Source organism: Blastococcus sp. SYSU DS0533 (assembly GCF_054050775.1).
The window spans coordinates 174,540-184,569 of record NZ_JBJGZZ010000007.1; the positions used below are offsets into that span (position 1 = coordinate 174,540).

General features: G+C 73.8%; 10 protein-coding genes and 1 rRNA gene. 4 read left to right on the forward strand and 7 right to left on the reverse strand.

Features of this window, described 5'->3' with window-relative positions:
* The first annotated feature begins 1 nt into the window (after position 1).
* On the forward strand, positions 2 to 1,939 hold the full coding sequence (locus tag ACI79W_RS11300) for a prolyl oligopeptidase family serine peptidase (RefSeq protein WP_456562176.1): 1,938 nt from the start codon (positions 2 to 4) through the stop codon (positions 1,937 to 1,939).
* 126 nt (positions 1,940 to 2,065) lie between these two features.
* Here the strand turns inward: ACI79W_RS11300 and ACI79W_RS11305 are convergent, their stop codons facing one another.
* From ACI79W_RS11305 to thyX, 5 genes are all read right to left on the reverse strand, one after another.
* The gene (locus tag ACI79W_RS11305; protein WP_456562177.1) at positions 2,066 to 3,766 is read right to left on the reverse strand and encodes a ribonuclease J; all 1,701 of its coding nucleotides are present in this window, start codon (positions 3,764 to 3,766) and stop codon (positions 2,066 to 2,068) included.
* Positions 3,763 to 4,659, reverse strand: a complete 897-nt coding sequence (dapA, locus tag ACI79W_RS11310) for a 4-hydroxy-tetrahydrodipicolinate synthase (RefSeq protein ID WP_456562178.1) — start codon at positions 4,657 to 4,659, stop codon at positions 3,763 to 3,765. The genes ACI79W_RS11305 and dapA overlap by 4 nt, the downstream gene beginning before the upstream one ends.
* Positions 4,660 to 4,668: 9 nt before the next feature.
* Positions 4,669 to 5,211 (reverse strand): dihydrofolate reductase, encoded by a 543-nt coding sequence (locus ACI79W_RS11315; RefSeq protein ID WP_456562179.1) that lies wholly within the window; start codon positions 5,209 to 5,211, stop codon positions 4,669 to 4,671.
* Positions 5,208 to 6,014: a thymidylate synthase gene (locus ACI79W_RS11320; RefSeq protein WP_456562180.1), complete on the reverse strand. Its 807-nt coding sequence runs from the start codon at positions 6,012 to 6,014 to the stop codon at positions 5,208 to 5,210. Before ACI79W_RS11320 ends, ACI79W_RS11315 begins: the two co-directional genes overlap by 4 nt.
* Positions 6,015 to 6,088: 74 nt before the next feature.
* A complete protein-coding gene (gene thyX, locus ACI79W_RS11325; protein WP_456562181.1) occupies positions 6,089 to 6,841 on the reverse strand; it encodes an FAD-dependent thymidylate synthase in 753 nt (250 codons plus the stop codon).
* 40 nt (positions 6,842 to 6,881) lie between these two features.
* Here thyX and ACI79W_RS11330 point away from each other — a divergent pair, with 40 nt between their 5' ends.
* The gene (locus ACI79W_RS11330) at positions 6,882 to 7,304 is read left to right on the forward strand and encodes a DUF1232 domain-containing protein (RefSeq protein WP_456562182.1); all 423 of its coding nucleotides are present in this window, start codon (positions 6,882 to 6,884) and stop codon (positions 7,302 to 7,304) included.
* Here the strand turns inward: ACI79W_RS11330 and ACI79W_RS11335 are convergent.
* A complete protein-coding gene (locus ACI79W_RS11335) occupies positions 7,276 to 8,490 on the reverse strand; it encodes a winged helix-turn-helix domain-containing protein (protein WP_456562183.1) in 1,215 nt (404 codons plus the stop codon). The genes ACI79W_RS11330 and ACI79W_RS11335 overlap by 29 nt on opposite strands.
* A 65-nt stretch (positions 8,491 to 8,555) precedes the next feature.
* Here ACI79W_RS11335 and ACI79W_RS11340 point away from each other — a divergent pair, with 65 nt between their 5' ends.
* Complete coding sequence (locus tag ACI79W_RS11340) at positions 8,556 to 9,113, forward strand: N-acetyltransferase family protein (RefSeq protein ID WP_456562184.1); 558 nt, start codon at positions 8,556 to 8,558, stop codon at positions 9,111 to 9,113.
* Complete coding sequence (locus ACI79W_RS11345) at positions 9,110 to 9,772, forward strand: DUF2461 domain-containing protein (RefSeq protein ID WP_456562185.1); 663 nt, start codon at positions 9,110 to 9,112, stop codon at positions 9,770 to 9,772. Before ACI79W_RS11340 ends, ACI79W_RS11345 begins: the two co-directional genes overlap by 4 nt.
* Positions 9,773 to 9,904: 132 nt before the next feature.
* On the opposite strand, the gene rrf is transcribed toward ACI79W_RS11345, so the two are convergent.
* Positions 9,905 to 10,021: ribosomal RNA gene (rrf, locus tag ACI79W_RS11350) — 5S ribosomal RNA — on the reverse strand.
* Between the last annotated feature and the right edge of the window lie 9 nt (positions 10,022 to 10,030).

Genomic DNA, 10,030 nt, shown 5'->3' on the forward strand with positions numbered 1-10,030 from the left:
CATGAGCACCTCGCTCCCCCACGGCAGCTGGCCCACCCCCGTCACCTCCGAGCTCGTCGTCCGGGCCGCGGCCCGCCTCGGCGAGGTGGTGGTGGACGGCTCGGACGTGTGGTGGGCCGAGTCCCTCCCCGCCGAGGGCGGCCGCACCGCGCTCGTGCGGCGCACCGCCGACGGCGTGGTCACCGACGCGCTGCCCGCACCCTGGAACGCCCGCACCCGCGTGCACGAGTACGGGGGCGCCGCCTGGACGGTGTCCGACGGCGTCCTCTGGTTCACCCACTTCCCGGACCAGCGGCTGTACCGACTCGCACCCCGTGACGGCTCCCCCGTCGCCGTGACCCCCGAGCCGGGGATCCCGTCGGGGGTCCGCTACGCCGACCTGGCCGTCGTCCCGGACGGCGTGCTCGCCGTGCGGGAGACGCACGCCGCGTCCGGCGCAGCGGCCGACGTGGTGAACGAGATCGTGCGCGTGGGCCACGACGGCAGCACGGAGGTGCTCGTCTCCGGCTCTGACTTCGTCTCCGACCCGCGGCTCGCCCCGGACGGCGTCACGCTGGCGTGGCTGCGGTGGGAGCACCCCGACATGCCGTGGGACAGCGCGCAGCTCGTCGTCCGCGCGGCCGACGGCACCGAGCACGTCCTCGCCGGCGGGCCCGGTGAGTCCGCCGTCCAGCCGGTCTGGGGCCCGGACCTCTCGTTGTGGTGGCTGGACGACCGCACGAACTTCTGGTCGCTGTACCGGAAACGGCCGCACGAGCAGCCCGAGCTCGTCGTCGACGTCGGGAACGACATCGCCGGCCCCCAGTGGGTCTTCGGCCAGTCCCGGTACGCGCTCCTGGACGACGGTCGCCTGGTGCTGGCCTACGCCCGGGATGGCCGGGACCGCCTGGCCGTGCTCGACCCAGGCGGCGAGCCCCGCGAGCTCGACCTGCCCCACGGCACCTTCCGGTACGTCACGGCCCAGGGCAGCGGCGTCGTCTGCGTCGCCGGCGGCCCGGCGAGCGAGCCGGTGGTCCTCCGCGTGGACGTCGGCAGCGGCGCGACCGAGGTGCTGCGGCCGGCGCGGGAGCTGGGGCTGGCCCCGGCCTGGTTCTCCCGGCCCGAGCACGTCACCTTCCCCACCGAGGACCGCGGCACCGGGATCGGCGTCGCCCACGCACTGGTCTACCCGCCGGCGAACCCGGAGGCGACGGCCCCGGCGGGAAGCCTCCCGCCGCTGCTCGTGGTGGTCCACGGTGGCCCCACCGCCGCCGCCGTCCCGGTGCTGAACCTGGAGATCCAGTACTGGACCTCCCGGGGGTTCTGCGTCGCGGACGTCGACTACCGGGGCTCGGTCGGCTACGGCCGCCGCTACCGCGACGCGCTGCGGGGCCGGTGGGGCGTGATCGACCTGGACGACGTCGTGGCGTGCGCGCGTTTCCTCGCGGACGCCGGACGGGTCGACCCGGCGCGCATGGCGATCCGCGGTGGCTCGGCCGGCGGCTACACGACCCTCGCCGCGCTCTCGATGCGCCCGGGCGTCTTCACCGCCGGGGCCAGCCACTACGGCGTCGCGGACCTGGGCGCCCTCGCCGCGGAGACGCACAAGTTCGAGTCGCGCTACCTCGACGGCCTGGTCGCGCCGTGGCCGTCGGGGCGGGCGGTCTACGAGGAGCGGTCACCGATCAACCACGTCGACGCGCTGGACACCCCGCTGGCGGTGTTCCAGGGCGACGAGGACGCGATCGTCCCGCCGTCGCAGGCCGAGGCGATCGTCGCCGCCCTGCGCGCCAAGGGCGTGCCGCACGCCTACCTGCTCTTCCCGGGGGAGCAGCACGGCTTCCGCAAGGCGGAGAACATCCGCGCCGCGCTGGACGGCGAGCTGTCCTTCTACGCGCAGGTGTGGGGCTTCGACCTGCCGGCCGAGGAGGGCATCGCGCCGATCGAGGTCGTGCGCTGACCGAGGGCGGCTCGCCCCGGCGCCCCGCCGCCGTCCTGGCTCACCCCAGGGGGTCCTGGCTCAGCACCGATCCTGAGCCAGGACCCCTTGTCGATCAGGTGACCTGATCGACAAGGGGCCAGCACGCTAGACCTCCAGGACCGTCGGGATGATCATCGGGCGCCGGCGGTGCTTGTCCGACACCCACTTGCCGACGGTCCGCCGGATGATCTGCGAGAGCCGGTGCGCGTCGACCGACTCGTCGGCGAGCGCCCGCTTGAGGTTGTCCTCGACCAGGGCCAGCACCTCGTCGAAGGCCGCCGGGTCGTCGGAGAAGCCCTTGGTGGACAGGTGCACCGGGCGGACGATGGTCCGGGTCGACGGCTCGATCACCACGGTGAGCGCCACGAAGCCCTCGTCGCCGAGGATGCGGCGGGCCTGCAGCGACTCCTCCCCCACGTCGCCGACGTTGAGGCCGTCGACGTAGACGTCGCCCACCGGGACCGACCCGACGATCGAGGCCTTGCCGTCGACGAGGTCGACGACGACGCCGTCCTCGGCGAGGAGGATCCGATCGCTCGGCATCCCCGTCTCCTCGGCGAGCTTCGCGTGGGCCCGCAGGTGCCGCCACTCCCCGTGCACCGGCATCAGGTAGCGCGGCTTGGCCACGTTGAGCAGCGTGCGCAGCTCACCGGCCGGCGCGTGACCGGAGACGTGCACCCGCGCCGTCTCCTTGTGCACGACCGTGGCACCCAGCCGGGCCAGGCCGTTGATGACCTTGTAGACGGCGGTCTCGTTGCCAGGCACCAGCGACGAGGCGAGGACGACGGTGTCGCCGGCCTCGATGGTCACCTGGTGGTGGTCGCCGCGCGCCATGCGGCCGAGCGCCGACAGCGGCTCGCCCTGCGAGCCGGTGCTGACCAGCACCACCTGGTGCGGCGGCATCGACGCGGCGTCGTCGAGGGAGACCATCAACCCGGGGGCGACCTTGAGCAGACCGAGGTCGCGGGCGACGCCCATGTTCCGCACCATCGACCGGCCGACGAGGGCGACCTTGCGGCCGTGCTTGTCGGCGCAGTCGAGCACCTGCTGGATGCGGTGCACGTGGCTGGCGAAGCTGGAGACGATCAGCCGCTGCGAGGCGCGGGCGAACACGTCGTCGAGGACGGGCCCGATCGACCGCTCGGGGGTGACGAAGCCCGGCACCTCGGCGTTGGTGGAGTCGGCCAGCAGCAGGTCGATGCCCTCGACCCCGAGCCGGGCGAACGCCCCCAGGTCGGTCAGGACGCCGTCGAGAGGCAGCTGGTCCATCTTGAAGTCGCCGGTGTGCACCAGGACACCTGCGGGTGTGTGCACCGCGACCGCGAGCGCGTCGGGGATCGAGTGGTTCACCGAGATGAACTCGCAGTGGAAGGGCCCGGCCAGGTGGTCCTCCCCGGCGGCCACCTCGACCAGCGTCGCGTCCAGCCGGTGCTCGCGGAGCTTGGCCGCGACCAGCGCGAGGGTGAACCGCGAGCCGACCAGGGGGATGTCCTCGCGCAGCCGGAGCAGGTAGGGGATCGCGCCGATGTGGTCCTCGTGCCCGTGGGTGAGGACGACGGCGACGACGTCGTCGAGCCGGTGCTCGATGACCCCGAAGTCGGGGAGGATCAGGTCGACGCCGGGCTGCTCGGCCTCCGGGAAGAGGACACCGCAGTCGATGATCAGCAGCTTCCCGTCGAACTCGAGCACGGCCATGTTGCGGCCGATCTCCCCGAGCCCGCCGAGGGCCATGACCCGGAGGCCGCCCTCCGGTAGCGGCGGGGGCGCCTTCAGATCGAGGTGCGGTTGGGTGACCTGACCACTCACAGGGTGACGCCTCCAGCGGCGAGGTCGTCGCGCAACTGCGCGAGCTGTTCGGGGGTGGCGTCGACCAGCGGCGGCCGGACCGGTCCGGCGGGCAGGCCGAGCGCGTTGAGCGCAGCCTTCACCGTGATGACGCCCTGGGTTCGGAAGATCCCGGTGTACACCGGGAGCAGGCTGTCGTTGATCGCCCTGGCCTTCACCAGGTCACCGGCCTCGACGGCGGCCACCAGCTCGACCAGCCGGGGGCCGACGAGGTGGCTGACGACGCTGACCATGCCGACGCCACCCATCGCGAGGATCGGCAGGTTCAGCATGTCCTCGCCGCTGTAGTAGGCGAGATTCGCGCGCGCCAGGGTCCAGGCCATGGCGCCGAGATCGCCCTTGGCGTCCTTGACCGCGACGATCCGCGGGTGCTCCGCGGCGCGCACGAGCGTGTCGACCTCGATCGGCGTGGCGGTGCGGATGGGGATGTCGTAGAGCATCACCGGCAGGTCTGTGCTGTCGGCGATCGAGGTGAAGTGGCGGAGCAGACCAGCCTGGGGCGGGCGGTTGTAGTAGGGCGTGACCACCAGCAGCCCGTGGACGCCGAGCTCCGCCGCCGTACGCGCCTTCTCGATCGAGTGCGCGGTGTCGTAGGTGCCGACGCCGGCGACGACCGTGGCCCGGTCACCGACGGCGTCCAGCACCACCTCGAGGACGGCGCGCTGCTCGGCGTCGCTGGTCGTCGGCGACTCCCCCGTCGTCCCCAGGACGACCAGGCCGTCGCTGCTGCCCCGGTCGACCAGGTGCGCCGCCAGCTCCTGGGCCCCGGCGAGGTCGAGCGACCCGTCCTCGGCCAGCGGGGTGACCATCGCCGTGAGGAGGCGCCCGAACGGCCGGGCGGGGTCGGAGGTCATGGGGAGAATCTACCCAGCGGAGGCGACGGGTTCCCGCACGTACTCCGACACCGCGAACCGCAGCCCCTCCGACGCCGACACCGACCAACCCTTCTCCGGCGTGCGCGCGGTACGCACCCAGCCGCCGTCCAGGGCGGGCGCGAAGGTGTCCCCCGCGGCGTCGACGTCGACGTCGGTGACCACGACCCGGGCGGCGTGCGGCAGGAAGGCCGCGTAGACGGCGCCCCCGCCGATCACCCAGGCCGACGGGTGCTCGGCGAGCACCTGGTCGACCGAGTGCGCGGTCAGGGCGCCGTCGGCCGACCAGCCCGCGTCGGACGTCAGCACGACGTTCACCCTCTGCGGCAGCGGGCGGAACCGCGCGGGCAGCGACTCCCAGGTACGCCGGCCCATGACCACCGTCGACCCGGTGGTCAGCCGGCGGAACAACGCGAGGTCCTCGGGCAGGTGCCAGGGCAGGCCGCCGTCGGCGCCGATGACGCCGCCCCGCGCCTGCGCCCAGATGAGGGCGATGCCACCTCGCCCGGCTCGCGAGCTCGCCGGGCCGGTCACACCGCCACGGCTGCCCGGATCGCGGGGTGGTGCCGGTAGTCGCGCACGGTGAAGTGCTCGAAGCTGTAGTCGAACAGCGACGGCGCCGGCGCCAGGTCCAGCGCCGGGAAGGGGTACGGCTCCCGGGACAGCTGCTCGCGCACCTGGTCGACGTGGTTGCTGTAGATGTGGCAGTCACCGCCGACCCAGATGAACTCGCCCGGTTCCAGCCCCACCTGGGCGGCGATCATGCGCGTGAGCAGCGCGTAGCTCGCGATGTTGAACGGCACGCCGAGGAACATGTCGGCGCTGCGCTGGTAGAGCTGGCAGGACAGCTTGCCGTCGGCCACGTAGAACTGGAAGAACGCGTGGCAGGGGGCCAGGGCCATGTCGGGCAGCGCGGCCACGTTCCAGGCCGAGACGATCATGCGGCGGGAATCCGGATCGGTGCGCAGGGTGTCCAGCAGCTGGGCGATCTGGTCGACGTGCCCGCCGTCGGGCGTCGGCCACGACCGCCACTGGACGCCGTAGACGGGGCCGAGCTCGCCGTCGGCGGACGCCCACTCGTCCCAGATGGTGACGCCGTTCTCCCGCAGCCACCCGACGTTGCCCTCGCCGCGCAGGAACCAGAGCAGCTCGATGGCGATCGACTTGAAGTGCACCTTCTTGGTCGTCACGAGCGGGAAGGTCTCGGCCAGGTCGTAGCGCAGCCGCTCGCCGAACAGGCTCAGGGTGCCCGTCCCGGTCCGGTCGTCCTTCGGCGTGCCCTGCGCCAGGATGCGTCGCAGGAGATCCTCGTACTGGGTGTCGATCGGGGCTGCCACGGCCCCGAGGGTACGGCCGGCCGTGCGCCCGCCGGGAACCGCGCGGCGACCGTGACCTCTGGGACCGGTGGGGCTCAGCCCTCGGTGACGAAGGGGCTCGCGGCGACCTCGGTGCCGTCGGCCAGCCGGCTGATCCGGAAGTCGCCGAAGACGTTGCCGGCCACCCGCTGCAGCTCCCGGAGGCAGGCGATCGCCAGCTCGCGGAGCTCGACGTCGGCGTGCTCGCTGGCCCGCATGGCGACGAAGTGCCGCCACGCCCGGTAGTTGCCGGTGACGACGATGCGGGACTCGGTGGCGTTCGGCAGGACCGACCGGGCGGCCTGGCGGGCCTGCCGGCGGCGCAGGGTGGCATGGGGCACGTCGGCCAGGCGCCGCTCCAGCCCCTCGAGCAGCTCGGTGTAGGCGGCCGCCGCCGCATCGGCCGCCGCGACGAACCGCGCGTGCAGCTCCGGGTCCTCGGCGATGACCGCGGGCTCCACGACCGCGGCGGCCGGCTCGGGCACGTAGCGCTGGGAGAGCTGGCTGTAGGAGAACTGCCGGTGGCGCACCAGCTCGTGGGTGAGCGACCGGGAGACGCCGGTGAGGTACATGCTCACCGTCCCGTGCTCGAGGACGGCGAGGTGGCCGACCTCGAGGATGTGCCGCAGGTAGCCGGCGTTCGTCGCGGTCGCGGGGTTGGGCTTGTCCCACGACTCGTAGCAGGCCCGGCCGGCGAACTCGGCGAGCGCCTGGCCACCGTCGGCGTCGGTCTCCCACGGCACGTCCGCGGGGGCGGTGAACTGCGTCTGCGCGACGACCTGGACGCGGAGCGGCGCGATCTCTGGCACCCGTCGAGCCTACGGCCGGCGGCCGGGCAGACTGGGGCGCGTGGACTGGTGGCGCCTGCTGCTCGCCGTCGCCGGCGGCCTGCTGCTCGTCTGGTTGCTGCTCCTGGCCGCCCTGTGGCGCAGCCGACCCGACGGGCTGGCCGTGCGTGACGGGCTGCGGCTGCTGCCCGACGTAGTCCGGCTGGTGCGCCGGCTGGCCGCCGACCGCTCGCTCCCGGCGGGTCTGCGCGTGCGGCTCTGGCTGCTGCTGGCCTACCTGCTCTCCCCCGTCGACCTGGTGCCCGACGTGGTGCCCGTCCTCGGCCACGCCGACGACGTGGTCGTCGTCGCCTGGGCGCTGCGGTCGGTGGTGCGCCGGGCAGGCGACGCCGCGCTGGTGCGGCACTGGCCCGGGGAGCCGGCCGGTCTGGCCGTGGTGCGCCGGCTCGCCGGGCTCACGCCGGGGCCGCCAGCGCGCAGCTGAGCTCGGGCCAGAGGTCGCCCCGTTCGGCGACGGCGACCTCGTCCAGCCCCATCCACCCGGCCATCAGCCGCAGCTCGGCGCCCAGCTCCGCGGCGACCTGCGAGCGGTTCGCACCCTCCTCCCCGTGCGCGGCCTGCACCCGGAGCACGCCGGCCTTCCGGTCGGCCTTGAGGTCCACGCGGGCCACCAGCCGGTCGCCGAGCAGGAACGGCAGCACGTAGTACCCGTGCACCCGCTGGTGGGCCGGCGTGTAGATCTCCAGCCGGTAGCGGAAGCCGAAGATGCGCTCGACCCGCGGCCGCTCCCACACCAGGGAGTCGAAAGGGCTCAGCAACGCGCGGGCCCGGATCCAGCGCGGACGGCGCGCCGCGGGGTCGAGCCACGCCGGGCGCCCCCAGCCGCTCACCTCGACCGGCAGCAGCTCGCCGGCGTCGGCCAGCTCGGCGATCGCCGTCCGGGCGTCGGCCGGGGTCAACCGGAAGTAGTCACGCAGGTCGGTCTCGGTGGCCACGCCCAGCGCCCGGGAGGCCGTGCGGACGAGTTCCCGCACCGCGTCCGGACGTGGCGGGGTGGGCGCGTCCAGCACGTCGGCCGGCAGGACCCGTTCCGGGAGGTCGTAGACGCGCTCGAAACCCGCCGTCCGGTGCGACGCCGTCAGCGCACCGGTGAAGAACAGGTACTCCAGAGCCGCCTTGCCCGCATGCCAGTTCCACATGCTGCCCGGCCGGTTCGGCCGCTCCTCCTGCAGCTCCCCGGCCCGGAGCGGGCCGTCGCGGCGCACCCGCTCGAGCAGCGAGGCCACGTACTCCGGCCGCTCCCGGTGCACCCTCGTCATGCTGCCCCACGCCTCCTGCTGCACGGCCGCCATGCGCCACCGGAGGAAGGGGTGCAGCCGGACGGGGAGGAACGAGGCCTCGTGCGCCCAGTACTCGAACAGGTCGTGCCGCCGGTTGGCCAGCGCGTCCAGCACCTCGCGCGGGTAGGGCCCCAGCCGGCTGAAGGCGGGCAGGTAGTGCGACCGGGACAGCACGTTGACCGAGTCGATCTGCACGACGGCGAGCCGTTCGGTGAGCCGGCGCAGCTGCCGCGTCCCCACGGCCGTCGCCGGCCGCGGCTCGGCGAAACCCTGCGCGGCCAGGGCGATGCGCCGGGCCAGCGCGGCCGGCAACCGTTCGACCGTCGTCACGACCGCAGATCCTGCCCGGCCGGTACGACGCCCGCCGCTCCGCCGGGCAGCCCTACGCTGCCCGGGTGACGTCGAACCCGTTCCCCCGCCGCACGGGCTCGGCGGACGTGTCGGTGCGTCCGGCCCGGCCCGGCGATTCCGCCGCCATCGCCCGCGTGCAGGGGATCACCTGGCGGACCGCGTACCGCGACGTCCTGCCGGCCGCGGTGCTGGATGCGTGGGACGAGGCCGCTGTGACGGCGTCCTGGCTGGCGGCCGTCACAGCGCCGCCCTCCCCGGGCCACCGCGTGCTCGTCGCCGTCGAGGGGGACCTCGTCGTCGGTTTCGCGGCCGTGGCGGCCGGCCCCGACGCCGCCGAGATCGGCACGCTCCTGGTCGAGCCACGCTGGGGCCGGCGTGGCCACGGCAGTCGGCTGCTGGCCGCGGTCACCGATCTCACCTCGGCCGGGGGTACGACCCGGCTCGAGGTCTGGCTGGCGGAATCGGACCGGGCATCCGCCGGCTTCTACGAATCGGCCGGCTGGGCCCCTGACGGCTGGGCCCGCACCCTGGACACGGGAGCAGCACCCCTGCGGGAGCTGCGGTGGCACGTCGAGCTGGACGGGGGAGGCACGGACGGATGACCTTCGACGGGTTCCCCGACGAGGGGCTGGTCTTCTACGAGGGGTTGGAGGCGGACAACAGCAAGGCCTACTGGACGGCCCACCGCGCCGCGTACGAGGCCCACGTCCGCGCCCCCATGGCCGCTCTCGTCCAGGAGCTCGCGCCGGAGTTCGGTGCCGCCAAGGTATTCCGGCCGTACCGCGACGTGCGGTTCAGCCACGACAAGACGCCCTACAAGACGCACCAGGGCGCCGTCGTCAACCCGGAAGGGCGCGGGGCAGGGGCCTGGTACGTGCAGATCTCCGCGGACGGCCTCACCGTGTCGGGAGGATGCTGGCGGCTCGAGTCCGACCAGGTGGCCAGGTACCGCCGCGCCGTCGCCGATCCGCTCCAGGGTCCGCGTCTGGAGCAGGAGGTCGCCCGCCTCCGGGCTGCCGGGTGGGAGATCGAAGGCGATCGCCTGGTCCGCGTGCCCGCGGGCCACGCGGCCGACGACCCGCGCATCGACCTGCTGAGGCACAAGACGCTGCACGCCACCCGCCGCTGGGCTCCGGAGGACTGGCTGCACAGCCGTGAGGCCCTCCCCCCGGTACGGGACGCCTGGCGCGCCCTGGGGCCGCTCAACGCCTGGTTCGCGGACAACGTCGGGGCCACGACCAAGGAGCCGCGCCGGCGCTGACCGCCGCCCGTAGAGCGTTCAGGCCGCCCGTACGCACCCGGCTCCGCGCTGCTGCGCCCTGGCATCGGGACGACCATTGCCGGGAACGCCGAAGGGCCCCAGCCTGGTGGCTGGGGCCCTTCGTGAATGGTTGTCCGGCGGCGTCCTACTCTCCCACCCCGTCTCCAGGGCAGTACCATCGGCGCTGAGAGGCTTAGCTTCCGGGTTCGGAATGTTACCGGGCGTTTCCCTCTCGCCATGGCCGCCGTAACTCTGTGA

What these genes read in the sequence shown, in the direction of transcription:
- ACI79W_RS11300 (WP_456562176.1), top strand. Translation starts at nt 2, where the DNA reads ATGAGCACCTCGCTCCCCCACGGCAGCTGGCCCACCCCCGTCACCTCC.
- dapA (WP_456562178.1), bottom strand. Translation starts at nt 4,659, where the DNA reads ATGACCTCCGACCCCGCCCGGCCGTTCGGGCGCCTCCTCACGGCGATG.
- ACI79W_RS11345 (WP_456562185.1), top strand. Translation starts at nt 9,110, where the DNA reads ATGACCTTCGACGGGTTCCCCGACGAGGGGCTGGTCTTCTACGAGGGG.